The sequence below is a fragment of the Amycolatopsis sp. NPDC026612 genome, assembly GCF_040638285.1.
Lineage (GTDB): Bacteria > Actinomycetota > Actinomycetes > Mycobacteriales > Pseudonocardiaceae > Amycolatopsis.
In genome coordinates this window covers 1-25,696 of record NZ_JBEZYB010000075.1, presented here as the reverse complement: position 1 = coordinate 25,696, position 25,696 = coordinate 1, and the positions used below count along the sequence as shown (strand labels likewise).

Sequence of the window (25,696 nt, the reverse complement as noted above, 5' to 3'; positions counted from 1 at the left end):
CGTCCGAAAGGGTGATCCGTTACACCCAGCAGGCGGCCGTGACGAACGTCATCGGCCGGGTTCGGCGCGCGGAGCGGCGGGCCGGTAGTCGCGGGTGGTCTCCACCTCGCCTTCCGGCGTGTGGACGAAGTGCCCGACGCGGCGCTTCCGCGCGATCTGCCGTCCGGCGAGCACGGCGTCGACGCGGCGGGGGGACGTGTTGGATGCCCGGCGACCGCCTTCCACGCGGTTCTTCCAAAGTCCGTCTTCGTAGTAGGTGTGCACGTCACCCTCCGCCACGACGCCGCCTCCGATCGTGAGACCTGAAGGGATGCGGATGCCCGGGGACTTAGCGGACAAACGTGGTCACGCGGTCAAGCCAGTCCGAGTACCGAGACGGCGTTGTCCTTGAGGATCAACGGCCGCACCTCGTCCTTGATCTCGAGCGCGGCGAAATCGGCGAGCCAGCGGTCCGGGGTGATCACCGGGAAGTCGGAGCCGAACAGGACTTTCCGCTTCAGCAGTGTGTTGGCCGCGCGGACCAGTTGCGGCGGGAAGTACTTCGGCGACCAGCCCGACAGGTCGATGTACACGTTCGCCTTGTGCGTCGCGACCGAGATCGCTTCGTCCTGCCACGGCACCGACGGGTGCGCCAGGATCACCGTCAGGTCCGGGAAATCGGCGGCGACGTCGTCGAGCAGCATCGGGTTCGAGTAGCGGAGCTTGATGCCGTGCCCGCCCGGCAGCCCGGCGCCGATGCCGGTCTGCCCGGTGTGGAACAGGGCCGGGACGCCCAGCTCGGCGATCGCCTCGTAGAGCGGGTAGTACCGGACGTCGTTGGGCTCGAACGCCTGCAGGCTGGGGTGGAACTTGAACCCGCGCACCCCGTGCTCGCCGACGAGCCGCCGCGCGCGGTGCACGGCGGCCTTGCCGGCGTGCGGGTCGACCGAGCCGAACGGGATGAGCACGTCGGCGTGCTCGGCGGCCGCGTCGGCGATCTCCTCGCTCGACAGCGCCGGGTGCCCGGTCGCGGCCGGGGCTTCGACGGTGAAGACGACGGCGGCCATCTTCCGGGCCCGGTAGTGCTCGGCGATCGCGGTCACCGTCGGCGTCCGGTCCTGGCCGGCGCGGAAGTACTTCGCCGACGCGTCCAGGAGTTCCTGGTCGAGGGCGAAGCAGCCGTGGCCGTCTTGCTCGACGTGGGTGTGGACGTCGATGGCGGTCAGGGAGGAAAGGTCCACGGGAGCTCCAGGATCAGGGCAGGTCGGGCTGCGCGGCCTTGGCGGCCAGCAGGCGGTCGAGGACGGCGTCGCGGGCGGCGACGAGCCGGTCGTGGTCGGTGCCGGCCAGTTCGGCGTCGACGCCGGCGACGAGGGTCTCGGCGAGCTCCGGCGTCAGGTGCACGCGGCCCAGGTCGCGCCACCACTCTTCGGTGGGCGGGCCGAGGTGGCGCAGGACGTGGGCGAGCCCGCCCGCGCCGCCGGAGAGGTGCTGGTTGACGAACGGGCCGAGCACGGCCCAGCGCAGGCCGGGTCCGTGGGAGATGGCGGCGTCGATGTCGGCGACCGTCGCGACGCCGCGTTCGACGAGGGAGTACGCCTCCTGCCACAGCGCGGCCTGCAGCCGGTTCGCCACGTGGCCGGGCACCTCCCGCGCCAGCCGGATCGGCCGCTTGCCGGCCGCGGTGTAGAACGCGACCGCGCGGTCGACGACCTCGGGCGCGGTTTCGGCACCCGGGACGACTTCCACGAGCGGGATCACGTGCGGCGGGTTGAACGGGTGCCCGACCAGCACGCGCTCGGGGTGCTTCGGGCAGCCGCGCGCGATGACGCTCGGCAGCAGCCCGGACGAGCTGCTCGCGAGGATCACGTCCGGTCGCGCGGCCTCGTCGAGCACGCCGAACAGGCGGTGCTTGACGTCTTCGCGCTCGGGTCCGTTCTCCTGCACGAAATCGGCGGCCGACGCGGCCGAGCCGGCGTCGGCGGTGAAGCTCAGCCGATCCTGGGCGGCCCCCTCGGCGAGGCCGAGCCGGACGAGCGTCGGCCAGTGCGCGGCGACGTCGGCGCGGAGGCGGTCCTCGGCGCCGGGCGCCGGGTCGGTGGCGACGACGTCGAAGCCGCGGGCGAGGAAGTGCGCGGCCCAGCCGGCCCCGATCACGCCGGTGCCGACGATCGCGACGGTGCGGATCGGGCCGGGCTTCGCCGGCCGGCCGGCGGCCGCCGCGGTGATCCGGACGGTCATGCCGGCCCTCCGGCGAGTGCGACGAACGGGTCCAGCGACGCGGGATCGGCCAGGACGTCGCGCGCGGCGACGTCGTCCGGCCGCGCGCCGCGCAGGAGCTTCTTCACGGGCAGCTCCAGTTTCTTCCCGGTGCGGTTGCGCGGGATCGCCGGGACGGCGGTGATCGCGTCCGGCACGTGCCGCGGCGACAGCGCGGCCCGCAGCGCCGAAGTGATCTTGCCGCGCAGGGCGTCGTCGAGTTCGGCGCCGGACCGCAGCGCCACGAACAGCCGGAGGTCGCCGTTGCCGCCCGCGGGGTCTTCGAGGTGCACGACGAGGGAGTCCTCGATCTCCGGGAGTTCTTCGACGACGGCGTAGAACTCGGCGGTGCCCAGCCGGACGCCGCCGCGGTTGAGGGTGGCGTCCGAGCGGCCGGCGATGACGCAGCTGCCCTCGGGGGTGAACCGGATCCAGTCGCCGTGCCGCCAGACCCCGGGATAGGTCGAGAAGTACGTCTCGCGGTAGCGCGCGCCCGTGTCGTCGCCCCAGAACCCGACCGGCATGGACGGCATCGGCGCGGTGATCACCAGCTCGCCCAGTTCGCCGACGACCTCGGTGCCGTGCTCGTCGAACGCCTTGGCGTCGACGCCGAGGCAGGGACCGGAGATCTCCCCCGACCGGACGGACTGCAGCGGGCTGCCCTGGACGATCCCGCTGCACACGTCGGTGCCGCCGCTGCCGACGTTGAGCAGGACGCCCGGAAACCGCTCGTGCACCCACTGGAAGCCTTCGGCGGGCAGCGGGCTGCCGGCCGCGCCGAGCTGCCGGAGCGCGGACAGGTCGTACTCGGCGGCCGGGTCGAGACCGGCTTTCCGGCACGCCATCAGGAATCCCGGGCTCGCGCCCATCAGCGTCGCCCGCGTTTCCCCGGCGAGCCGCCACTGCCAGGCCAGGTCCGGGTGCAGCGGGTTGCCGTCGACGAGCACGATCGACGCGCCGGTGAGCAACCCCGACACCAGCGCGTTCCACATCATCCAGGCGGTGGTGGAGAACCACAGGATCCGGTCGCCCGGGCGCAGGTCCCAGCTGAGGCCGTGGTTCTTGAGGTGCTCCAGCAGGATCCCGCCGTGGCCGTGCACGATCGCCTTCGGCTTGCCCGTGGTGCCGGAGGAGAACAGCACGCACAGCGGGTGCGCGAAGCCGACCGGCTCGAATCCCGGTGCACTTTCGGTGAGCAGGTCGGCCCAGGCGAGCGTGCCGGGCAGGTCGTGCTCGCCGTAGGGGATGTGCACGACCTGCTCGGCGGTGGCCAGGCCCGCCCGGATCTCGGCGACCTCGGCGCGGCGGTCGACGTCCTTGGCGCCGTAGCGGTAGCCCGACACCGTCAGCAGCACCCGCGGTTCGATCTGGCCGAACCGGTCGATGACCGACCGGGCGCCGAACTCGGGGGCGCAGGAGGCCCAGACCGCGCCCAGGCTCGCGACCGCCAGGTAGGCGACCACCGCTTCGGGGATGTTCGGCAGGTACGCCACCACACGATCGCCGCGCCCCACGCCGAGCCGGGCCAGCCCCGCGCGGGCGCGGGCGACCTGGTCGCGCAACTGCGCCCAGGTCAGCTCGGTGCGGTCCCGCGTCTGGGAGTAGGCGATCACCGCGACCTCGTCGTCCGGCCGGTGGCCGAGGGCGTGTTCGGCGTAGTTGAGCGTGGCGCCGGGGAACCACTCCGTGCCGGGCATGGTCCGGTCGGGCACCACCGCGGTGGCCGGAGTGGTGAAGCGGACCCCGAAGAAGTCCTTGATCGAGGACCAGAATCCGTCGAGGTCGGTCACCGACCAGCGGTGCAGCGCGGCGTAGTCGTCGAACGCGTGGCCGCGGGCCGCCAGCCAGTCCAGGTACCGGCCGATCTCGGTGGTTTCGCGGACTTCGGGCGCGACCGGGCGCAGGATCATCGGCCGACCTTCCCGGCGCGCTTTTCGAGGAACGCCTGCATCCGTTCCTTCGCTTCGGCGCTGCCACTGGCGACGGCGGCCATCAGCGCCTCCATCAGGTAACCCTCGGCCGGGTTGGCCTCGGCGATGCGGGGGAGGGCCTGCAAGACGGCGAAGTTCGTGATCGAGGAGTTCGAGGCGATCTTGCGGGCCAGGCCGAGCGCGTGCTCCAGGCCGTTTTCCACGCGGTAGTGCGACAACCCGGCGGCGTGGCCCTCGTCGGCGTCGAGCACACGGCCGGTGAGCATCATGTCGGCCATCCGGTGCGCGCCGATCAGCCGCGGCACCCGCACCGACCCGCCGCCGCCGACGAACAGCCCGCGCTGGCCTTCCGGCAGGGCGTAGAACGCCGAGGGTTCGGCGACGCGGATGTGCGCGGCGGCCGCCAGTTCGAGGCCGCCGCCGACGACCGCGCCCTTCAGCACGGCGACCACCGGGACCCGCCCGCGTTCGAGGCGCTCGAACGCGCGGTGCCACATCATCGAGTGCTCCAGGCCCTCGAACGCGTCGCGCTCGGTGAGCTCGGAAAGGTCCAGCCCGGCCGAGAAGTGGTCGCCGACGGCGTCGAGCACGACGGCCTTGGTGCCCGCGGGCGGCGCACCGAAGAACGATTCGAGGCCGAGCACGGTCGCGTCGTCGAGGGCGTTGCGCTTCTCGGGACGCGCCAGCCGCAGCACGGCGATGTCGTCCCGCAGCTCCAGGCGCAGCGAAGGGGGCAGGAGAGGGGTGGTCATGCGGGTCCGTTCGTGAAGGATTCGGCGGCGAGGGTGCGCAGTTCGACGCGGCGGATCTTGCCGGTGGCGTTGCGCGGCAAGGCGTCGGTGAACTGCACGTGTTTCGGCACCTTGTAGCGTGCGAGGTGCTGTTCGAGGTGGGCGCGGAACGCCGCCCCGTCCAGTTCGGCACCGGGCCGGACGACGACGAAGGCGGCGCCGACCTCGCCCCAGCGCTCGTCGGGCACGCCCACCACGGCGCAGGCGTCGACCGCGTCGAGCCGCACGGCGACCGCTTCCACCTCGGCAGGGTAGACGTTTTCGCCGCCGGAGATGATCATGTCCTTGACCCGGTCGACGACGTGGGCCCAGCCGTCGTCGTCGACGCGGACGACGTCACCGGTGCGGAACCAGTCGCCGTCGACGAAACTCGCCGCCGATTCTTCCGGCCGGTTCCAGTAGCCGCCGAAGACGTGCGGGCCGCGCACCAGCAACTCGGCGGGGGTGCCGCCGAGCGGTTCCGGGGTGAGATCGGGGCCGAGGGCCGCCAGGTCGGTGAAGAAGTGCGGCACGCCGGCGGCGACCGGGTGGTCGAGCGTGCCCTCGTGGGTGGCCATCGACACCCCCGGCGCGGCCTCCGTCATGCCGTAGCCCTGGAGGAGTTTCACGCCGCGGTCGAGCCAGGCCCGGGCCACGCGCTCGGCCACCGGCGACCCGCCGTAGAGCACGCAGGTCAGCGACCCGAGGTCGGTCCGGGCCCAGTCCTCGTGCCGGCACAGCATCTCCAGCATCGTGGGGACCGCGGAGAAGCTCGTGATCCCGGCTTCGCCGATCCGGGCGAGGATGGTGCCCGGATCGAACTTCGCCACCGGCTCCACGCTGCCGCCCTTGAACAGCGTCGGCAGCGTGATCTGGCCGAGCCCGACGCAGTGGAACAGCGGCGCGATGCACAGCGCCTTGTCGGTGCCCAGGACGTCGAGGTGGGCCAGCTGGTTGACGGTGTTCCAGGTCAGGTTGCCGTGGGTGAGCACCGCGGCCTTCGGCCGTCCGGTGGTGCCGGAGGTGTAGAGCAGCAGGCACGGATCTTCCAGCCGGACGGCCGTGTCCGGCGGCGGCCCGGCCTCGGCGAGCTCCGCCTCGAAGTCCAGCTCGCCTTCGGTGGGTTCCGTCGCGACCACGTGCCGGACGGTCTCCGGCAGCGGACCCGCCAGCAGCTCGCTGGTGTCCGGACTGTGCACGACCACCGAGGCGCCGCTGTCGTCGAGCATGTACCGGATCTCGGTGGGGGAGAGCCGGTAGTTGAGCGGGACGAAGAGCGCGCCGCAGCGGGCGGTGGCGAACAGCGTCTCGAACACGGTGATGTCGTTGACGCCGAGGTAGGCCACGCGATCACCGGGGCGCACGCCGAGCCGGGTCAGCGCCGCGGCGAGGCGGTCGACCCGGTCGGCGAGCCCGGCGTAGGTCAGGCTCCGGTTCGCCTGGACCAGCGCGGTCCGGTCCGGATTGATCCGGGTCCGCCGCGCGGGCCAGCTGCCCAGGCCGAAATCGGGCAGGTTCACTGCTGCCTCCTTCACCAGCGGAGCACCGGTTTGATCGTCGTACCCTCGAGCATGTCGTCCACTGCCTGTTGAATCTGCCCGAACTCGTAGTGCGTGACCAGCTTTTCCAGCGGGAAGCGGCCGGCGGCGACGAGCTCGGCCAGGATCGGCACCAGGGTCTGGGTCTCCGCGTCGCCCATGGTGAGGCCGACGACGTGCCGGCCGGGGAGCAGGAAGTTGACGTCCACGGGCACCTCGGTGCCGAACGCGGGCGCGCCGACGACGACCGCGGTGCCGCGCGCGGCCAACGTCCCGATCGCCGTCCCGAGGACGCCGGCGTTGCCGGTGGTTTCGACGACCCCGTCGACGCCGCGGCCGTCGGTCAGCTTGCCGACCGTCTCGGCCAGGTCTTCACCGGTGGTGTCGACGGTGTCGGTGGCGCCGAGCTCCCGGGCCAACGCGAGCCGCGCCGCCACGCGGTCGACGGCGATGATCCGGGTCGACGGCGTCAGGTGGGCGGCCATGACCGCCGACAGGCCGACCGCGCCGGCGCCGGTGACCAGCAGCGTGGCGCCCGGCCGGGGAGCGAGGACGTTCCACACGGCACCGGCGCCGGTCATGATGCCGCAGCCGAGCGGGGCGAGGAGGTCCAGCGGGGCGTCGTCGGCGACCTTGACGACGCTGCGTTCGTCGGCGATGGCGTGCCCGGCGAAGCTGGACTGGCCGAAGAAGTGGCCGCCGAGCGGGGCGCCGTCGCGGGAGATCGGGGAGGTGCCGTCCGGGCGCTGCCCGCCGAGCAGGTTGGCGGGCAGCCAGGTGGCGCAGTAGGCGGGGTGGCCGTCGCGGCAGTTCGCGCAGCGGCCGCAGGAGGTGTAGCTCAGCAGGACCCGGTCGCCGGCCGCGACGCGCGTGACCGCGGCACCGGTCTCCTCGACGATCCCGGCGCCTTCGTGGCCGAGCACGCCGGGCAGCGGGAAGGGCAGGGCGCCGGCGGCGACGCCGAGGTCGGTGTGGCACACGCCGGTGGCGACGATCCGGACCCGGACCTCGTCCGGGCGGAGCTCGCCGAGGGCCACTTCGCCGAGGGTGAACCCGGCGCCGGCGGATTCCACGACGGCCGCGGTGGTGGTGGGCATGGGGAGGCTCCTGGAGTCAGGCGAGGGAGATGACGACGGACTTCGTCCGCGTGTACGAGTCGAGGGATTCGGGGCCGTATTCGCGGCCGAAGCCGGAATCCTTGACGCCGCCGAAGGGGATCGCGGGGTCGAGCATCGCCCAGTCGTTGACCCAGACGATCCCGGCCTGCAGCCGCGCGGCGACGCGGTGCGCCCGGGCGAGGTCGGTGGTCTGCAGGCCGGCCGCGAGGCCGTAGGGCGTGCCGTTGGCCAGCGCGACCGCTTCGTCTTCGGAGGTGAAGCGCTGCACGGTCAGCACCGGGCCGAAGATCTCCTCCTGGATCACGCGGGAGTCGTCCGGCAGGTCCGCGATCACCGTCGGCTGGAAGAAGAACCCGCCTTCGATGGCCGGCCGGCCGCCGCCGGCGACGATCCGGCCGCCGTCGGCGCGGGCCTGCTCGACGTACTGCTCCACCTTCGCCCGGTGCCGCTCGCCCGCCATCGGGCCGACCACCGTCGCGGGGTCGAACGGGTCGCCGACCGGGACGTGCGGGACGGCTTCGGCGAGCGCGCCCAGCACCGTGTCGTACAGGGCGTCGGCGACCAGCAGCCGGGGCCCGGCCATGCAGAACTGGCCGGTGTTGAAGACGAACGCCTTGATCACCGCGCCGACCGCCTGCTCGACGTCCGCGTCCGCGAACACGAGGTGCGCCGCGTTGCCGCCCAGTTCCAGGGTGACCGGCTTGAGGTGCTGCCCGGCCACGCTCGCCACGTGCCTGCCGACCGCGGTGGACCCGGTGAACGCGATCTTGTCGACCCCGGGGTGGGCCAGCAGGGGATCCCCGATTTCCGAGCCGAAGCCGGTGACCACGTTGAGCACGCCGCCGGGCACGCCCGCTTCGGCGAGGAGCCCGGCCATCAGCAGCGCGCTGAGCGAGGTGTCCTCGGCCGGCTTGTGCACCACGGTGTTCCCGGCGGCCAGCGCGGCGGCGATCTTCGTGGTGGACAGGATCAGCGGGAAGTTGAACGGCGTGATGGCGGCGATCACCCCGAGCGGTTCGCGGCGGGTGAACGCGTGCGACGGGATCGGGATCTGCCGCGTCGCGCCGTCCACGCCCTGCGCGAGGGCCGAGCAGTACTCGTACTGTTCGGCGACGGTCTCGACGTCGACCGCCCGGCACAGCGAGACGGGCTTGCCGACGTCGGCGCTCTCGACGGCGACGATCTCGTCCGCGCGGGCCCGCACCAGGTCCGCGACCCGGTGCAGCACCCGGGCCCGCTCCCGGCCCGGCGTCGCGGCCCAGCCGTCGAACGCCTGCCGGGCCGCGTCGACCGCGGCGTCCACGTCGGCGGCCGACCCGCGGGCGAGCGAGGTGAGGGTCTTCCCGGTGGCCGGGTCCACGGCGTCGAAGCGGTCCGCGGTTTCCGTCCACCGGCCCCCGATGAACAGCTGCCCCGGCTCGACGTCCGGACGGGACCGGATGCCCGGTCGCTCCTCGACTGCGGTCATCGTCCGACTCCTCGCTGAGCGACCGGTATATCAGGAACCCTGAGATAGCCCAGGATGCGCGGAGTGCTCGTCTCTGTCAAGGGGCTGCGCCGGTGCGACGTCGCCGCCGGCGCCGCGAAAGCCGCCGGTCACGACGGTGATTCACTCGGATGGGCGGTTTGAGTGGCACGCGTGCGGGTCGCGTGCGGGGGTGTGGGGTTCGGCCGTTGGCGGGGTTGCGCCGTTCGGATCAAGGACTACGCTGCAAAGTGCGGTATAGCGGCACTATCCGTCCCCCGAGTTGCCAGCGATCGAGCGGGTTGGCCCGACCCGTTCGTCACGTCATCTGCGAAAGAGGCGTGGAAAAATGTTAGTCGTCCAGCCCCCAGCGACGGCGATCCCCCTGGCGCCGTCAGCGCGCGAACGGCGCAGCCCGTTCGACATCCAGGTGATCCGCCCGTACTTCGGCGCGGTCATGGTCCGGATCCGCGGTGCGCTCGACGCGGACAGCGCTCCCCAGGTGCGTTCGGCGCTGAGCACGTGGGCGCACCGCCGGTTCCCGATCCTCGTGCTCGACCTGTCCGAGGTCGACTTCCTCGACGGAGCCGGACTCGCCGCCCTCGGCGGCATCCAGGCGCGCACGGTCCGCGAGAACGCGACGTTGCGCATCGTCACGGGCGACAACCGGGTGGTGCGCCGGGCCCTCTCGGCGAGCGGGCTCGACCACGCGCTCAACGTCAGTCGCCTGCCGTCCGGCTGGGAACGGGCGACGGAGATCCACGGCCAGAGCTGACGGCGGCTGTGTCCAGGGCCGTTCGCTCAGGACCGGTCGAGCGGGGCCAGTTCGGCGAACGGCCGTCGCACGCGGGCCTCGGGGCCGGACACGTCGATGTCCTCCCACGGCACGTAACGGCTGTGCCGGTGCAGCCACCGGATGAGCTTGACCAGTGAGGCAGGGCCGCGCTGGTCGTGGCGCTGGTAGCCGAACAGCCGGACGCGGGTGCGGCCGACGATCACCCCGCGCACCACCAGTTGCGGCATCCCGTCGCCGCGCGGGCTCGCCTCGGCGCGGATCTCGCGGATCGCGCCGAGGTCGCGGCCGGTCACGTCGCGGACCGGGCGGCCGATCAGCTCACCGGCTCGCACGGCCCGCTCCGGGGATCCGGCCGATGATCCGGCGCCGCAGCCAGTCCTCCGACGGGCTGTCCGTGGCGCGCGCGACGGCCGTGGTCACGACGATCGCCGGCTCGATGCGGCGGATCGCGGTCAGCGGGATCCGCTGCGGGGCGCGCGCCCGGAAACCGCGGCCGATCCGGTGCAGCAGCCGGCCGGCCGGACCGCCGAGGCGGTCGGCGAGCGCCTCCGGGCCGACGAGCAGCGCGTCGACGACGTACGTCCCGCCCTCGGCACGGAGTTCGAGGTCGTCGACCTTGCCGACGACCGTGCCGTCTTCCCCGATGACCTGCCGGTCGAGCAGGGAGTCGCCCAGGTCGACGAGGCCGCGGTCGGTCCAGGGGTTCATTGTCCCGCTCCGGTGAAGATCATCAGGGGGATCGCCGTCAGCGCCGCGACGGCGATGACGACGAGCATGCCGACGCCGACCACGTTGCTGAAGCGGCGGTTCGCGTGCTCACCGAGGTACTCGCGGTCGTTCGCGACGATGAGCACCGGCAGGTAGGTTAGCGGCAGCGCCACCGCGGAGAAGATCAGCGAAATCTCGGTCAGGCCGACCGGATCGAGACCGGTCTGCACCACCAGCACCGCGAGCAGCAGGCCGGCGCCGACGGTCAGGTGGAACCGGGCGGCGTTGCGCGGCGCGCGGCGCTTGCCCCAGTCCCAGCCGAAGTACTGCGCCAGCATGTACCCCGACGACAGCCCGGTCTCCAGGGCCGCGCCGAACGTGGCGGCGAAGATGCCGATCAGCACGATCACCAGGCCCGCGGTGCCCAGCGCGAGCGTCACCGGCAGCACCACCTGGCTGACCTGGGTGACGTCGATGCCCGCCGGGAACAGCACCGTCGCGGCGCAGGCCATCACGGCGAGGGCCAGCAGGCCGCCGAGGGGGAAGCCGAGCAGCACGTTGGCGCGCTGCACGGACAGGTCCTTGACGGTCCAGCCCTCTTCGACGCCACCAGAGGAGAAGAAGAACACCTCGTACGGTGTCATCGCGGACGCGAACAGCGCGACCGCGTGGTAGGCGTAGGTGGGCAGGGCCTGGTCGGGCGGCGGGGCGAACCCGGCGATCTGCGCGCCGAGCGACGACCAGTCGGGGTGCAGGAAGAACACCGCGACGGCGAACACCCCGATCGCGAGGCCGCCGAGCCCGAAGCCGGTTTCCATCCGCTCGAAGCCGACCCGCCAGACCACCAGCCAGATGAGCACGCCGATCGGCAGCACCCAGACCAGCCGGTCGACCCCGGAGGCCAGTTCGACGACGATCGCGACGCCGCCGATCTCCGCGCACACGGTCAGCAGCGTGATCAGGAACGACCCGGCCAGGTTGAGCAGCGCCATGCGCGGGCCCAGGCGCTCGCGGATCAGGTCGAACACCGGGCGCCCGGAGACCGCCACGATCCGGCCGGACATGTCGGCGTAGACACAGATCCCGAGCACGCCGAGGGCGGTCACCCAGACCATCGCCATCCCGTAGCGGGCACCGACGACGCCGCTTTCGACGAGGTCACCGATGTCGACGAACCCGCCGACCGCGGTCAGGATGCCGAGGGTGACGGCGAGGAACTTCTTGTTCACGAGGGCACGCCCCAGCGGGCGAGTTCGCCGATGAGGCCCCGCAGTTCCGCGTCGATCTCGTCGAGGCCTGCGTCGGTGCCGTCGCCGAGGCCGTCGTCGAGCCGGTGGGCCACGGCGACCGCGCGGTCGGTGATCGACGCCAGCGCCGCACGGGCGCGATCGTCGGTCAGCTTCCCGACGTCCTGGCCGGCGGCGCCGAGTTCGTCGGCGGCGTCGCGGACGGTGACCGACAGGCTGGGCACGGGCGGCACCCGGTCGCGGTCGGCGGTCACGACGAGCCGGAGGAGTTCGAGCTGACCCCGGACTTCCCGGCCCGCGTGCACGGTTTCGGCCTGCGGGTCCGCCCCGCAGCCCGCCGCCAGTGCCGCGACCGCGAAGAGGGCGGCCGCGGCGCGGGTCGGAGACCGCCACAGCGCCATCACGGAGCCGGTGTACCCGATCATCGCGGGACCAAACGTCCCGGTTGGATTCTCCATCTTGGACAGACGGACGGTTGAACCTTCCGCGCGGTGGGAAGTTGGGAGCCATGCCGAGCGAGGAACCGCAGGGGGGCGGCGACGGACCGGACGAAAACGACCTTCCGATCACCCGGCCGGCGTGGCCGGTGACGGCGCTCAGCACCGTGGCCCAGGGCGGTGTGCTGTGGGTCGTCGTGGCGGCGGTGCTGGCGTGGCGGCCCGGGCGGCGGCGCCGGGCGGGCCGCGGACTCGTGGCGGGCGCCGCCGGGATGGCGGCCGGGCACGCCGTGAAGGCCGTGGTGCGGCGCCGAAGGCCGCCGGCCGAACGGCTGCCGGCCCGCCGGGCGCTGCCCGAGCAGCCGAAGTCTTCGGCGTTCCCCTCCACCCACGCGACGACGGCGGCCGCGTTCACGGTCGCCGTCACGCTCACCGCCCCCGCGGCGGGAGCCGCGGTCGCACCGCTGGCGGCCGCGGTCTGCTACAGCAGGCTCCGGACCCGGGCGCACTGGCCGACCGACGTGTACGGCGGCGCGGCCATGGGCGCCGTCGTGGGCGGCCTCGTGCACCGGCGGCTCAGACGCGGAAGAACGCCCGGAAGGTGGTCCCGTCGCCGCCGCTGTGCAGGCGGACGAGGTCGGCGAGGTGGTTGACGAGCAGGAGCCCGCGGCCGCGGGGCTGGTACGGCGTCGCGGGGTGACGGCCGGCGAGGGGATCGGTGAGCCGGCCGCGGTCGTGGACCTCGCAGACGAACTCGCCGTCGGCGCCCCAGAACCGGACGGTGCCGGACCCACTGCCGTGTTCGATGCTGTTGGACAGCAGCTCGGTGACGACCACCTCGACGTCGGCGACCTGGCCGTCGCCCAGCCCGCAGGCGGCCGCACGGACGTGGGCGAGCGCCCTGGCCGCCGCGAGGTTCGTGGTGTCCGCCAGCTCGAAGGCCCCGTCCGGCACGGGGAGGGGCTCGTTGTACCGGGCGATCACCCCGCCCGGATCGTACCCGGCGCTGGTGCGCGGTCCGGTGCCGTCGACCAGGACCGGGTGCGTGGCTTCGGCGTCGGTGAGGACCTCCGGGGTGAGCGCATCGACGTCGTAGGGGCAGAGGATGGTCGCGTCCCGGCCGGCGAAGGCCAGGTTGATGAGGGCTTCGTGCTGGACGCACGCCGGGTACTCCTCGGCCGACCGCGCCGCCCAGATCGGCTCGCCGATGATCCGCACCGGCCGGCCGGGGTGGCTGTCGGCGAAGGCGCGCAGCACACCGGGGATGATCCGCCCGGGGTTGCGCCCGGCCTCGGTCATGTCCAGGAGGCGGACCCGGGCGGCGTCCGCGCCGAGTTCCCGCCTCAGCAGCTCCAGGTTGTCCCCGGGCACGGCGACCGCCACCGGCTCGTCCGCGGCGAGCCCGCTCCACACGAACGGCACGGTGCCCGCCAGGTATTCGGCGGCACCGCGATAGAACAACGCCGGGTGGCCGAATCCGCCGGCACCCTTCTCCGCGGTGGCACTCAAGCAGCCTCTCCTTCCGCAGGGGACGTCACCAGTATGCGGGAACGCATCCCCGCATCGGGCGACCCCTGGTCACTCGAGGTACTTGGAAGCGGATAAAAGGACAGAATTCCGGACACGTCGTTCGGTCGGCAGGTTGCGGTCGGTGGTGAGGCGCTGACCGAGGCGGATCGGTTCGTGTGATCAGGGGCCGATCTCGCGTGATCCGGCCCGGGTCTCGCGTGATTGGAGACGTAACTCGCGGCGGGCGGCCGGGCCGGCGAAGGCGCAGGTCACGGCGTGGTCAGGTCGAACCGCTGGAGGGTGACCGCGCCGCCGAGGGCCTGGGTGGCGTGGTTGAAGACGGCGAAGCGGTAGCCCATGAAGAACTGCCAGGCGTTGTTGAGGGTGAACGGCGTGCCCAGCGGGGTGAACGTCACTCCGTCGGTGCTGTAGGAGAACCGGGCCTGCCGTCCGGTGCCGGGGCGGATGTCGGCGTTGGCGCGCAGCCAGATCCGGCTGCCGGACAGGTCGGCGCTGGCGACCTCGGTACCGGTGCCGGTGGTGTTCCAGTTGCCGTCCATGGTCAGGCCGTTGACCATGACCAGCCGGTTGCGGCCGCCGTCGCGTTTGACGCCGATGTACGCCGAGGAGTCGCGCAGCATCGCCAGGCCGGTGCGGTCGCCGTCGCGCATCGACGTCAGGTCGAGCGTGGCCGTGGCCGTGGACGTGGGCCCCTGGATCCGGTGGGTCAGGGTGTTGCGGGCGGAGTACAGGTCGTTGGTGACCGTGGCGGTGGACAGCTTGAGCCCGTTGCCGACGGAGAACTTGGTGGTGTCGGGGTTGTGGTTCCACTCCCACTGCGGGCTCAGCTGCGGGCCCGGGAAGGTGTCGGTGCCGGTCATCGGCTCGACCTGCCGGGGTGGTGGCGGCAGGTTCGGCTTCGGGTAGGTCGTGCCCCAGCGGCCGTTGACCGTCTGCAGCTTCGGCCAGCCGTCGGCCGTCCAGGTGACCGGGGCGAGCACCGGGACCCGGCCGCCGGGGTAGGCGTCGACGAAGGCCATGTAGTACCAGTCGCCGTTCTGGGTCTGCACCAGCCCGCCCTGGTGGGGCACGCCGCCGCCGGAGACCGGGCCCGGCAGGTCCAGCAGCACCTGCTGGATGGTGTAGGGCCCGAAGGGGTTGCTCGCCTTGAGGATGTACTGGCCGTTGGCCGGCCGGGTCGTGAAGATGTAGTAGTTCCCGCCCCGCTTGTAGAACCGGGAGCCCTCGAGCGTGCCGATGTTCGACGGGGTCTGGAAGACCTGCTGCGAGCGGACTTCGGTCTTGCCGTCCTTGGAGAGCTGGGCGACGCTGAGGGTGGTGTTGCCGTAGGCGACGTACATCGTGTCGTCGTCGTCGACGAGCATGCCGGCGTCGTAGTAGCACTTGTCGATCGTGGTGTGCTTCGACCACTGCCCGTCCACCGCGGTGGCGGTGTAGATGTAGGTCTTGGCGAAGTCGACGCAGCCGCCCCAGTAGAAGGTGTCGTTGCTGGCGCGGTGGTTGAAGAACGACGCCCAGATGCCGCGCACGTACCCGCGGCCGCCGTTCAGGTCGTACTTCGCGCCGAAGTCCAGCTTGGGCACGGAGTGGCCGGCGAACTCCCAGTGCACCAGGTCGTAGGAGCGCAGGATCGGCGCGCCGGGGGAGTAGTGCATGGTCGAGGCGGAGTAGTAGTAGGTGTCGCCGACGCGGATGATGTCGTCGTCGGCGAAGTCCTGCCACAGCACCGGGTTCGTGAAATCGGCCGGCTGGTTCGGGGTGGTCGTGGTGGTCGGTGTTGTCGGTGTCGTCGACGTGGTGGGTGTCGTGGTGGTAGCCGGGGTCGTGGGGTCCACGCCGCCGGTGCACAGGGTGCCGTTGAGCCGGAACGACGCCGGATCCGGGTTGGCGGTGGTGAACGAGCCGTTGAAGCCGAAGTCGGCCTTGCCGCCGGTGGGGATGGCGGCGTTGTAGGTGACGTTCTTCGCGCTGACGTCGGTGCCGGCCTGGGTGATCGTCGCGTTCCAGTGCTGGCCCACCTGCTGACCGGCGGCGAACGACCACTCGAGTGTCCACCCGCTGATCGCGTCACCCAGGTTGGTGATCGACACGGACGCGCCGAAGCCGCCCTGCCATTCGGACGTCTTCGCGTAGGTGACCGAGCACCCGGCCGCGGCGTGCGCGGCCGGGGTCGCCACCAGGACGGCGCCGGCGAGGCCGGTCGCGGCGAGCAGGGCCGAGACGGCCGCCCGGGATCGTCGGCGTGACACCACGTTGTCCTTTCCGATCAAGCGGAGAACTGCCACCAGTTGACGTTGAAGAGGTAACCGCTGCCGCCGGTGAACCGCAGGACCAGGTCCTGCGGGCCCGACACACCGCTGACCGGGCAGGACACCGACGTCCACGTCTGCCAGCCGCCGGTGGCGGGGACGGTGCAGCGCCCCACGACCGTGCCGGTGGCGCTGCCCAGGCGCACCTCGATCGTGCCGCCGGAGCTCGCGGAGGCGACGCGGGCGGTGAACGTCTTCGCGCCCGCGCCGAAGGCGACGTTGCGGACCTTGACGGTGTCACCGTTCTCGATCCACCCGATGTTCATGCCGCCTTCGGACGCCGGTTCGGTCTCGATCCCCGTTTCCCCGTTGATCGTTTCGGCTTCCTGCCGGACGAAGGGGTTCAGCGTGTCGGCCGGCGGCGGCCCACTGTTCGTCATGTTGATGGTGGGGATGCTGCCGTCGGCGTTGTAGGCGAACTTCTCCACCGCCACCGAGCGGGTGTAGCCGCCCCCGCCGGGCAGGGCACCGTTGTGGTAGAAGAAGTACGAGCTGCCCTTGAAGTCCACCAGCCCGGGGTGGTTGGTGAAACTGCTGCCCTGCGTGGGCATGACCGTGCCGCGGTAGGTCCACGGGCCGGTCGGGCCGGGCGAGGTGGAGTAGGCGATGAACTCCGAGCAGCACTTGGCCGCGAACACGTTGTAGTAGGTGCCGTTGCGCTTGTAGACCCACGGCCCTTCCTCGAACAGGGTCGGCCGGTTGCCGCCGTTGGGGCGCGTGCCGAATCCGGCCGTGGTGAGCGGGATCTGGGTGGGGCTGCCCGAGTACGACGTCATGTCGGCGTTAAGCCGCACGTACCAGAGGTTCGGGTTGCCCCAATACAGGTACGCCTGGCCGTTGTCGTCGATGAAGACCGTGGGATCGAACTCGCCGTTCTCGACGAGCGGGTGGCCGATGGCGTCGCGGAACGGCCCGGTGGGGCTGTCCGCGACGCCGACCCCGATGGCCATCCGGCCGGTCGACCGGTCGACCATCGGGGCGTACCAGTAGAACTTGCCGTTGCGCTCGACGGCCTGCCCGGCCCACGCGTCCTGCTTGGCCCAGCTGAACGTCGCCAGGCTCATCGGGGACCCGTGGTCGGTCCAGTTGACCATGTCCGCGGACGACCAGACGCGCCAGTCCTTCATGGTGAAGTAGGTCGAGCCGTCCTCGTCGTGCCCGGTGTAGAGGTAGACGCGGCCGTTGGACACCAGCGGCGCCGGGTCGGCGGTGTAGATGTGCTGCACGATCGGGTTGTCGGCGTGCGCGGTGCCGGGCAGGAGGGCCATCGCGCACAGGGCCGCGGTCATCCAGGCGAGTACGCGCTTTCGGTGGTGCACGATGGTCTCTCCTTCGTCGGGGAGCGGGTCAGCTCGCTGCGCAGGTCGACGTGATGCCCTCGGCGCTGCCGGTGCCCTGGAAGCCGAACTCGGTCGTCTGCCCGGCCGCGACGGAGCCGTTGTAGGAGACGTTGGACCAGGTGACACTGCCGGTGGTGCCGCTGTTGCTCGCGCTCCAGGAGCTGGTCACGGCCGCGCCGGAGGGCAGGTTCGTCGTCACCCGCCAGCCGTTGAGGGCGGAGCTACCGGCGGTGACCTTCACGTTGGCCACGAAGCCGCCGTTCCACGAGTTCAACGAGACCGAGGCGCTGCAGCCACTGGGGTTCGGCGTGGTCGGGGTCGTCGGCGTGGTGGGTGTCGTGGGCGTGGTCGGGGTGGTCGGCGTCGTGGGAGTCGTCGGGTTGGTCGGCGTGGCGGCGTTCAGCGCGTCGAGGACGCTGGTGTACGCGGCCTTCTTGTTCCCGTTGCCGTCGAACAGGAGCGGGTTCTCCCCGGTGCGCCAGGAGTCGGTGTCGCGGATGCCCCACGTGGTGATGCCGGCGCAGCGGGCGACGGCGACGCAGGCGCGGGTGACGGCGCCGTAGGCGTTGGCCTGGTTGGAACCGGCGATGTCGAGCTCGGTGATCTGGACTTCGACGCCGAGGTCGGCGAACCGCTGGAGGTTGGCCTGGTAGTCACCGGGCGGGTTGCCGCTGAGGTGGGACTGGAAGCCGACGCAGTCGATCGGGACGCCGCGGGACTTGAAGTCCTTGACCATGTTGTAGACGCCGGTGCTCTTGGCGTTGACGCCGTCGGTGTTGTAGTCGTTGTAGCAGAGCTTCGCGCCGGGGTCGGCGGCCCGCGCGGCGCGGAAGGCCGCTTCGATCCAGTCGTTGCCGGTGCGCTGGAGGTTGGAGTCGCGGCGGCCGCCGCTGCCGCCGTCGGCGAACGCCTCGTTGACGACGTCCCAGGCGTAGATCTTGCCCTTGTAGTGGGTGGCGACCTGGGTGACGTGGTTCATCATGGCCTGGCGCAGATCGGAGCCGCTGAGCCCCTGTGCCCAGCCCGGTTCCTGCTGGTACCACAGCAGCGCGTGCCCGCGCACCCGCTTGCCGGTGCTCACCGCCTGGTTGAGGATCCGGTCGCCGCCGCTGTAGTTGAACTGCCCGCGGTTGGGCTCCGTGGCGTCCCACTTCATCTCGTTCTCGGGGGTGACCATGGTGAACTCGCGGTTCAGGATGTTCACGTAGGTCGAGTCGCCGAGCTTCCCGGCCGCGACGGCGGCGCCGAAGTACCGGCCGGACTGGGCGGCGGACGCGCCGAGCGTCGAGGCCGCGCCGCCGGCGGAGTTGGCGAGCACCAGCGAAACCCCGAGTGACGTCGCCAGGAAAGCCGAGGCCAGTGCGGCCCGGGAGAATGACCGCGAGGTCGTTTTCATGTTCACACCTTCATTCGTGGGTACGGGGTTCGCGGTCACGGGCTGGTGCACGTGGCCGCGTCGAGGCTCGCCGCGCCGGGACCGGACACGAGGAAGCCGAAGGTCGTGGCGGTGCCGGCAGCGACCACGCCGTTGTAGTTCGCGTTCTTGACGGTCACCACGCTGGTGCCGCTCGCCGTGCCGCCCCAGACCTGGCCGAGGCTCTGGCCGCCGGGCAGGGTGAACCCGACGGTCCAGCCAGTGAGCTCCGCGGCACCGGTGTTCGCGACGGTCACTTCGCCCTGGAAGCCGTTGTTCCAGGTGCCGATGATCCGCGGCGTGGCGGTACACGGGCCGCCACCGGCCGGGGGCTGCGGGTCCCCGCCGATGCTGCCCGGTACCGCCTTGAGCGCGTTGTACCAGGTGGTGGCCATCTTGCTGTAGCCGGCGGCGTTGGGGTGGATGCCGTCGGGCAGGTCCGAGACGGCGACGGACGGGTACATGTCGACCAGGTGCACGCGCTTGCCGGCGGCGGCCTTGGCCCGCATGTCGGGGGCGATCGCCGCGTTGAAGGTGCGCACCGCCTGGTCGGCGAAGGAGATGGGGATGATGGTGGCGACGAAGAGATCGGTGCCCGGTGCCTGGTTCGTGATCCGGTCGACCAGGGCCGACAGCCGCCGCGGCGCGCCGGCCGGGTCGCTGCCGTACATGTCGTTCGTGCCGATGTGCAGCAGGATCGTGCGGGGGTGGAACGTGTTCAGCCAGCCGGTGACGTTGGCGTCGATCTGGGCGATGGTCCAGCCCGGGTGGCCTTCGTGGTTGCGGTCGGGCATGCTCGCGGGTCCGTCGGTCAGCGAGCCGACGAAGTCGATCGAGCGCCCGTCGGCCCGCAGTTTCGTGCCGAGGTCGAGGCGGTAGCCGCCGATCGACCCGCCCTGGGTGATCGAATCCCCCAGCGGCATGACCGGCACCGCGGCGGCGGCCGCGGTGGCGTCCGCGGCGGTGGCGACCGCCGGCACGACGCTCAGCGCGGCGCAGGCCGCCAGCGCACCGGCGATGATCTTCGCGAGTTTCATCGGGGGATCCTTCGTCTGCCGCGCGGCAGGCAGGTGATTTCGTGCCGTATTCCGCTCGGTTGACCAGCGTATCCGGACGCGGTATCCGTGACCACGAATTCCGTGTAACTTACAATTCTTCCGCTTTTTCGAAAGTTTCGGCGCGCGGCCGGGCGCCGTGCGGCGCCCGGCCGTCGTTTCCCCGATTAGTTGACGCTGGCCGAGAACGAGTTGACCGCGAGTCCGGCGCCACCGCTCCACGGCTCGAAACCGGCCTGGATGCTGGTGAGGTACCAGGAGCGGTCGACGCGGGTGCGGCTGTCGACGTTGTTGACGAAGTCCATCACGTTGAACGACCAGCCCGAGAGGGTGGACTGGGCCACATAGGACAGCACGTCGTTGCCGCCGTTGTTGCCCTGCCACACATCCCAGTTCCGGCCGCCGATGCTGACGGTGCCGACCCGGCCACCGACCGGCTGCACGTTGCCGGTGTGGTTGAACCAGATCATCAGTTCCATCTGGTTGACCCCGTTGGTCTTGGCGGTCGGGTCCATCCAGATGTCGTAGGAGGCGTCGAAGACCGACCCGCCCACGTAGTTGTAGGAGATCGACGACGGCGCGCTGCCGATCCGGCTGAGCTGCCGGGGCAGGTTCGTGCCGGGGGAGCAGTTCCCGTAGTGGCACCCGACGTAGATCGCCGGGTACGACAGCGGCGCGCCGCCGCTGGTGGAACCCTGCTGGGTCTGGATCCGGAACCCGCTGCCCGTGACGTTGATGCACTGCTGTGCGCTGCTGCCCCAGCGGTTGTTCATCACGACGTACCGGCCGCCGATGGTGGTCGATCCGTACTGGTCGCAGATCAGCGTGTCGGCGTGCGCCGCCGGAGCGACGGCGACCGGCGCCGCGACACCGGCCGCGGCGAGCAGCACCGCGGACAAGGCGTGCCTCAGTTTCATGGGTCTCCTCCACGTCGTTGTGGCTTTTTCTGGGAGCGCTCTCAGTCTGGAGTGCTATCGATCAAACCACAACGGGTGGCCGCAGCAAAAGAGGGGGGCCGTGATCAATTTTCGGAACGCGTTCTCCCTTCTGGTCCGCAATTGATCGGTCATGCTGCCGCGCGCAGCGTCCACTTCTGGTTCGCCTGCCCGTTGCAGGTCCACAGGACCAGTTTGGTGCCGCTGGCCGTGCCCTGGCCGGTCGCGTCGAGGCACCGGCCGGACTGCACGCCGGTGACCGTGCCGTCGGCGTTGACCTTCCACTGCTGGTTGGCCTGGCCGGAGCAGGTCCAGATGATGACCGGGGTGCCGTCGGCCGTGCCCTGCCCGGACGCGTCCAGGCACTTGGTCCCGTAGGCCGTCAGCTGGGTGCCGTTCGGCGTCCAGGTCGCCCCGGCGCAGTCCTGCAGCTGCACCGGGGTGCCGTCGGCAGAAGCCGGGACGTCGGCGCACCGGCCCGACTGCGCGCCGACGAGCTGCCGGGCCGGGGACTGCCCGGGGGTGCCGATGCTCCCGGCGACCGACTTCAGCGCGGTGAACCAGGTCGCGGCCATCTTGTCGTAGCCCGCGGACGTGGGGTGGATGCCGTCGATCAGGTCGGCGGCCGTCAGCGCGGCGTGCATGTCCACCAGGTGCACGTGCTTGCCGGCGTTCTGCTTGCTCTGCACCATGCCGGGAATCGTGGCGTTGAAGGTGCGCCCGGCGGCTTCCTGGCCGCTGTTGGCGATCGGGATGATCGTCGCGACGAAGACCTCCGCGTCCGGCACCGCCCCGGTGATGTGGTCGACCAGCGCGGACAGGCGGCCCGGCGCGCCCGAGACGTTGTAGTTCTGCAGGATGTCGTTGGTGCCGATGTGCAGCAGGACCGTGTGCGGGGTGCTGGTGCGCAGCCAGCCGGCGATGTTCGCGTCGATCTGGTCGATGCGCCACCCCGGGTGTCCTTCGTGGTCGTGATCGCCGAGCGTGGCGGGACCGTTGGCTTGCGAGCCGACGAAGTCCACCTGGTAGCCGCCTGCGGTGACCCGTTGCCAAAGCCCGATCCGGTACCCGCCGGGCACTTGCGTGCCTTCGGTGATGGAGTCGCCGAGGGGCATGACCCGGACCCCGCCGTTCGATTCGGCGGCGGCCGGGGTGCCCGGCAGGAAAGCGGCCAGGACCGCCGCGGCCGCGGCGAGCCACCTGAGCCGTGTTCGCATCTTGTCTCCTCGGAGATCCGCCGTCACACGGCGGTGATGGTCCACTGGTTGTTCGTGCTGCTGTTCGGTGTCCAGAGGCCCACGCTCGACCCGGCGGCGGTGCTGCCCATGCCGTCGAGCGCCGTGCCGGTGCCCCGGTTGACGATCTGGTACCGGCCGTTGCCCACGCTCGTCAGCCGCCACTGCTGACTGGTCGCCCCGGTCCACGCCGTCTGGGCGCAGATGGCGCCGTTGGCGGTGTTGCCCCGGCTGTCGGCGACCAGCCCGTTGGTGCGGTTGACGATCCGGACGTAACCGCCGCCCCCGTCGGTCAGCTGCCACTGCAGGTTGTTGCTGCCGTCCCAGTTCCACTGCTTGAGCGGGGAGCCGGCCGCGACGCTGCCGCCGCCGTCCAGCACCAGGCCGGTGGCGACGTTCGCGATCCGCGACCAGCCGGTCGGCAGCGGCCCCGAGCCGGGGGTCGGGACCTGACCGGAGAAGGTCAGCTTCACGACGTACGCCGGCGCGTCGAACGGCGGGTTGGCCGAAGGCAGCTGGACGCGCAACGCGGAAGCGTCCTGGACCGGCATGGGCAGGGCGGTGGCCGCGCCGGCGTCCGGGCCGAGCAGCTGCGCCGAGACCAGGTTGCCCAGGTTGATCCGGTTCGAGCCGAGGGTGGTGATCGGGAAGGTGCTCCCCGGCCAGCCCAGCACGGTCGCGTACAGCACGGTGTTGTCCTTGCTGCGGGTGAACCGGACGTCGGTCCGGGTCCCCTCCACCGGGGTGGTGAACGAGCCGCCGCCCATCTTCGTCGGTCCCTCGCCGTACACGGCCCACGCGCGGGTCCCGTAGAAGGATTCGCCGAACCGCTTGAGGTAGTTCCCGATGCCGAGCAGGATCGTGCGCTGCCCGGCCGGGATGGTGCCGTCGGCCATCGGGGCGATGTTCAGCAGCATGGTGCCGTTCTTGCTCACCCGGTCGAGCAGCGAGTGCAGGATGGCCTTCATCGAGTAGTAGCCGATGCCGTTGGTGTAGCACCAGCTGGAACTCGAAATGCTGTCGTCGGTCATCCAGTACGGGCTCATCAGGTCGCCCGGCCCGCCGCGTTCGAAGTCGAAGACCTCCCCGCGGTTGTCGAACCCGTCCTTGTAGGTGGCAACGACGTCCTTGTTCCACGCCACGGCCTGGTTGTAGTAGTGCGAAAGGAAGTTCAGCCGCTGCGCCTCGTCGACCTGGGTCAGGTTGAAGTCCTGGTAGACGATGTCCGGCTGGTAGCCGTCGACGACCTCCCGGAGCTTGTCGTACCAGAGCTGGTTCTCCGCGGGCCTGCCGTTCTGGCCGAACAGCCGGCGCAGCGACTCGGTCGGCTGGTTCGGCACGTGGTCGTAGTACCCGGTGAAGTGGTACGCGTGGTGCAGCGCCGTCAGCAGCTTGAGGCCCTTCGCGCGGATGGCGTCCGCGTGCAGCCGCAGCAGGTCCAGCTTGGGCCCGGTCTTGACCGAGTTCCATTCGTTGGCGGTGCTGTTCCACATCGAGTAGCCGTCGTGGTGCTCGGCGACCGGCCCGGCGAACTTCGCGCCGGCGTCGGCGAACAGCTGGGCCCAGTCCGCGGGATCGAAATTCCCGCCCGCGGACTTGAGCTTCGGCGCGAACTGGACCCAGTTGCCCGCCTTGTCGCGGGCGCCGTTGATGAAGTTCTGGTACGGCCACGCCGACGGATCGCCGAACACCGCCTTGTGGTGGTTGTTCTCGTTGGACCCGCCGATGTACATGTTGCGCGGGTACCACTCGTTGCCGAAGGCGGGGACGCTGAACACGCCCCAGTGGTAGTAGATGCCGAACTTGGCGTCCTGGAACCACTCCGGCGCGGGCGGGTGCTGGTCCACCGACGACCAGCTCGGGCTGTAGCTGCCCGGGCCTTCGGTGGCCCACGTGGTGCCGACGCGGAACACGCCGGCGGCCGCGGCCGCCCCGGTCACCACGATCAGCCGGCGCCTCGACAACTCGAACGAAGACATGGCGGGAAACCTTTCGGGAGTTCGGTCAGCCCAGGGACCACTTCTGGTTGTTCGCCCCGGTGCAGGTGGCCAGCTGGATCAGGGTGCCGTTCGCGGTGCCGGAGCCGGTGACGTCGAGGCACAGCCCCGACTGGGTCCCGGTGACGGTGCCGTTGGCGTTGAACGTCCACTGCTGGTTGTTCTGCCCGTTGCAGTTCCAGATGATCGCCTTGGTACCCGGGCTGGTGCCGCGGCCGGAGGCGTCGAGACACCGGAGGTTGCCACCGTCGTAGACCGTGAGCTCGCTCGAGCCGCTGCGGGTCCAGGTCTGGTTGGTGCCGCCGTTGCAGTCCCAGATCTGGACCGCGGCGCCGGGCGTGGTGGAGACGCCGTTGACGTCCAGGCACTTGTTCGCGCCGACCGCGTGCACCGCGCCGGTGGTCGTCGAGCCGCCGCCGGTGCTGTAGCCGGCCGCGGTGATGCTGGCCTGCACCGCGTTTTCCGTGGCGTCCGAGGGGAAGCCGCTGGTCACGGCCCCTTCGAAGAACTCGCCGACACCCGAGACGCTGTTGTCGCCGCCCGTGCCCAGCAGGATCGACGGCTCCAGCTTCATGGGCGAGTAGCCGCGCGGCAGCCCGCCCGAGTACGGCGTGGTGAGGCTGCCGGTGGTGGCGTCGCCGTACTTCAGGGTGAAGTTGCTGGTGCCGTTGTTCTTCAGCCACGCACTGACGAACGGGTGGTGCACGCCGGGGTTGTTCGGATCCTTGTTGGACCCGGTCCCGGTGTGGTACATGCCGTTCTCCAGGTCGGCTTCGACCCACGGGCCGGTGCCGGTGCAGCCGTTGAACCAGCAGGCGGTGCCCCAGTAGATGGCGTTCATGGTGGCGTTGCCGGTGTCGTTGTGGGAGATCTCGCCGCTGCCGTAGTCGAAGCAGCACCACTGGTTGACGTAGTTCGACGAGGTGATCATGTAGACCCCCTCCGGCTGGGCCCCGACCGGCGCGCCCTTGGCGTTGTCGATCCGGTAGCCGACGCCCTGGGTGACCTTGATCCCGTACACCGGATGCCCGCCGGCCGTCACCGGCAGCGCCATCGCGTCCGCGCCGACGTCGGACCCGTTCGGGCCGGGCCCCTTCCAGAACCCGCCCCACGAGATCGGCAGGTCGTTGTGGTTGGCGGTCTGGTCGTAGATCTTCGTGACCGTGCACCGGGTGCCGGCGCAGAACGAGACCTGCGGGGCCGAGTCCGCGTAGCCGCCGGCCTCCAGCAGGCGGATGTCGAGGTACTTCTGGTCCGACGCCCGCTGGATCTGGTACAGCGGGCCGTTGTACGCCCCGAACAGGGCGCGGGTGGTGCTGTGCGCCGTGACGCACGGGGTGCCGCCGGCGGCGTAGATGTCGCACGCCTGCTGCGTGGCGGCCTGGGCCGTGGTGACCGTGCCCGCCACGGCGCCGGCGGTCAGCAGCAGGGCCGCCGCCGCGACTTGCAGGGCTCTGATCAGGGGACGCTTGCGGAAAATCATCGCCGAACCTCTCATTCGCCGGTGCGGGGTGAAGCGCCCCAATGTGGCCTTGGTTGCGTTAGACGCACCCAAGGCGGCCTTCGGTGCGTTAGACGCACCGACCCGGCCGGCGCTGTGACGGTTCACCTCGACGTGGAAGTGAACACCGTG

General features: G+C 71.2%; 23 protein-coding genes. 2 read left to right on the top strand and 21 right to left on the bottom strand.

What is annotated here, in order from left to right; translation table 11 throughout:
- Positions 1-48: 48 nt before the first annotated feature.
- The 8 genes from AB0F15_RS37460 to AB0F15_RS37425 all read right to left on the bottom strand — a co-directional run bounded on the left by AB0F15_RS37460 (position 49) and on the right by AB0F15_RS37425 (position 9,063).
- Positions 49-279, bottom strand: a complete 231-nt coding sequence (locus AB0F15_RS37460; protein ID WP_360281220.1) for a DUF2188 domain-containing protein — start codon at positions 277-279, stop codon at positions 49-51.
- Between the two features lie 74 nt (positions 280-353).
- Complete coding sequence (couO, locus tag AB0F15_RS37455; protein WP_360281218.1) at positions 354-1,220, bottom strand: 4-hydroxyphenyl-beta-ketoacyl-CoA hydrolase; 867 nt, start codon at positions 1,218-1,220, stop codon at positions 354-356.
- A 13-nt stretch (positions 1,221-1,233) separates the two neighbouring features.
- Complete coding sequence (locus tag AB0F15_RS37450) at positions 1,234-2,220, bottom strand: 3-hydroxyacyl-CoA dehydrogenase NAD-binding domain-containing protein (protein WP_360281216.1); 987 nt, start codon at positions 2,218-2,220, stop codon at positions 1,234-1,236.
- The gene (locus AB0F15_RS37445) at positions 2,217-4,148 is read right to left on the bottom strand and encodes an acetoacetate--CoA ligase (protein ID WP_360281214.1); all 1,932 of its coding nucleotides are present in this window, start codon (positions 4,146-4,148) and stop codon (positions 2,217-2,219) included. Before AB0F15_RS37445 ends, AB0F15_RS37450 begins: the two co-directional genes overlap by 4 nt.
- The gene (locus tag AB0F15_RS37440) at positions 4,145-4,921 is read right to left on the bottom strand and encodes a crotonase/enoyl-CoA hydratase family protein (protein ID WP_360281212.1); all 777 of its coding nucleotides are present in this window, start codon (positions 4,919-4,921) and stop codon (positions 4,145-4,147) included. The genes AB0F15_RS37445 and AB0F15_RS37440 overlap by 4 nt, the downstream gene beginning before the upstream one ends.
- Positions 4,918-6,459, bottom strand: coding sequence for a long-chain fatty acid--CoA ligase (locus AB0F15_RS37435; protein WP_360281210.1), 1,542 nt, complete (start codon positions 6,457-6,459; stop codon positions 4,918-4,920). Before AB0F15_RS37435 ends, AB0F15_RS37440 begins: the two co-directional genes overlap by 4 nt.
- 11 nt (positions 6,460-6,470) lie before the next feature.
- A complete protein-coding gene (locus AB0F15_RS37430) occupies positions 6,471-7,574 on the bottom strand; it encodes an NAD(P)-dependent alcohol dehydrogenase (protein WP_360281208.1) in 1,104 nt (367 codons plus the stop codon).
- Between the two features lie 16 nt (positions 7,575-7,590).
- Positions 7,591-9,063, bottom strand: a complete 1,473-nt coding sequence (locus AB0F15_RS37425) for an aldehyde dehydrogenase family protein (protein ID WP_360281206.1) — start codon at positions 9,061-9,063, stop codon at positions 7,591-7,593.
- Between the two features lie 346 nt (positions 9,064-9,409).
- Here AB0F15_RS37425 and AB0F15_RS37420 point away from each other — a divergent pair, with 346 nt between their 5' ends.
- Positions 9,410-9,835 (top strand): STAS domain-containing protein, encoded by a 426-nt coding sequence (locus AB0F15_RS37420; protein ID WP_360281204.1) that lies wholly within the window; start codon positions 9,410-9,412, stop codon positions 9,833-9,835.
- 26 nt (positions 9,836-9,861) lie between these two features.
- Here the strand turns inward: AB0F15_RS37420 and AB0F15_RS37415 are convergent, their stop codons facing one another.
- From AB0F15_RS37415 to AB0F15_RS37400, 4 genes are read right to left on the bottom strand one after another with little or no spacing between them, the layout of a single operon-like run.
- On the bottom strand, positions 9,862-10,188 hold the full coding sequence (locus AB0F15_RS37415) for a hypothetical protein (RefSeq protein WP_360281202.1): 327 nt from the start codon (positions 10,186-10,188) through the stop codon (positions 9,862-9,864).
- A complete protein-coding gene (locus AB0F15_RS37410) occupies positions 10,175-10,564 on the bottom strand; it encodes a hypothetical protein (protein ID WP_360281200.1) in 390 nt (129 codons plus the stop codon). Before AB0F15_RS37410 ends, AB0F15_RS37415 begins: the two co-directional genes overlap by 14 nt.
- The gene (locus AB0F15_RS37405; RefSeq protein WP_360281198.1) at positions 10,561-11,793 is read right to left on the bottom strand and encodes a divalent metal cation transporter; all 1,233 of its coding nucleotides are present in this window, start codon (positions 11,791-11,793) and stop codon (positions 10,561-10,563) included. Before AB0F15_RS37405 ends, AB0F15_RS37410 begins: the two co-directional genes overlap by 4 nt.
- On the bottom strand, positions 11,790-12,236 hold the full coding sequence (locus tag AB0F15_RS37400; RefSeq protein ID WP_360281196.1) for a hypothetical protein: 447 nt from the start codon (positions 12,234-12,236) through the stop codon (positions 11,790-11,792). Before AB0F15_RS37400 ends, AB0F15_RS37405 begins: the two co-directional genes overlap by 4 nt.
- Positions 12,237-12,319: 83 nt before the next feature.
- Here AB0F15_RS37400 and AB0F15_RS37395 point away from each other — a divergent pair, with 83 nt between their 5' ends.
- Positions 12,320-12,901: a phosphatase PAP2 family protein gene (locus AB0F15_RS37395; protein WP_360281194.1), complete on the top strand. Its 582-nt coding sequence runs from the start codon at positions 12,320-12,322 to the stop codon at positions 12,899-12,901.
- On the opposite strand, the gene AB0F15_RS37390 is transcribed toward AB0F15_RS37395, so the two are convergent.
- The 9 genes from AB0F15_RS37390 to AB0F15_RS37350 all read right to left on the bottom strand — a co-directional run bounded on the left by AB0F15_RS37390 (position 12,825) and on the right by AB0F15_RS37350 (position 25,546).
- Entirely contained in the window at positions 12,825-13,757 is a 933-nt protein-coding gene (locus tag AB0F15_RS37390; protein WP_360281192.1) for a sensor histidine kinase, read from the bottom strand. The genes AB0F15_RS37395 and AB0F15_RS37390 overlap by 77 nt on opposite strands.
- Positions 13,758-14,026: 269 nt before the next feature.
- Positions 14,027-16,030 carry a family 43 glycosylhydrolase gene (locus AB0F15_RS37385; protein ID WP_360281248.1) on the bottom strand — a complete coding sequence of 668 codons (2,004 nt, stop codon included), beginning with the start codon at positions 16,028-16,030 and terminating at the stop codon, positions 14,027-14,029.
- A gap of 14 nt (positions 16,031-16,044) precedes the next feature.
- Positions 16,045-17,376, bottom strand: coding sequence for a glycoside hydrolase family 43 protein (locus AB0F15_RS37380; protein ID WP_360281246.1), 1,332 nt, complete (start codon positions 17,374-17,376; stop codon positions 16,045-16,047).
- A 58-nt stretch (positions 17,377-17,434) separates the two neighbouring features.
- On the bottom strand, positions 17,435-18,823 hold the full coding sequence (locus AB0F15_RS37375) for an endo-1,4-beta-xylanase (protein ID WP_360281190.1): 1,389 nt from the start codon (positions 18,821-18,823) through the stop codon (positions 17,435-17,437).
- A 35-nt stretch (positions 18,824-18,858) separates the two neighbouring features.
- The gene (locus AB0F15_RS37370) at positions 18,859-19,878 is read right to left on the bottom strand and encodes a GDSL-type esterase/lipase family protein (protein WP_360281188.1); all 1,020 of its coding nucleotides are present in this window, start codon (positions 19,876-19,878) and stop codon (positions 18,859-18,861) included.
- Between the two features lie 185 nt (positions 19,879-20,063).
- Positions 20,064-20,813 carry a glycoside hydrolase gene (locus tag AB0F15_RS37365; protein ID WP_360281186.1) on the bottom strand — a complete coding sequence of 250 codons (750 nt, stop codon included), beginning with the start codon at positions 20,811-20,813 and terminating at the stop codon, positions 20,064-20,066.
- Positions 20,814-20,962: 149 nt separating this feature from the next.
- Positions 20,963-22,048, bottom strand: coding sequence for a ricin-type beta-trefoil lectin domain protein (locus AB0F15_RS37360; protein WP_360281184.1), 1,086 nt, complete (start codon positions 22,046-22,048; stop codon positions 20,963-20,965).
- A 23-nt stretch (positions 22,049-22,071) separates the two neighbouring features.
- Positions 22,072-24,045 carry an alpha-L-fucosidase gene (locus AB0F15_RS37355; protein ID WP_360281182.1) on the bottom strand — a complete coding sequence of 658 codons (1,974 nt, stop codon included), beginning with the start codon at positions 24,043-24,045 and terminating at the stop codon, positions 22,072-22,074.
- A gap of 25 nt (positions 24,046-24,070) precedes the next feature.
- Entirely contained in the window at positions 24,071-25,546 is a 1,476-nt protein-coding gene (locus AB0F15_RS37350) for an arabinofuranosidase catalytic domain-containing protein (protein ID WP_360281180.1), read from the bottom strand.
- Positions 25,547-25,696 lie beyond the last annotated feature (150 nt).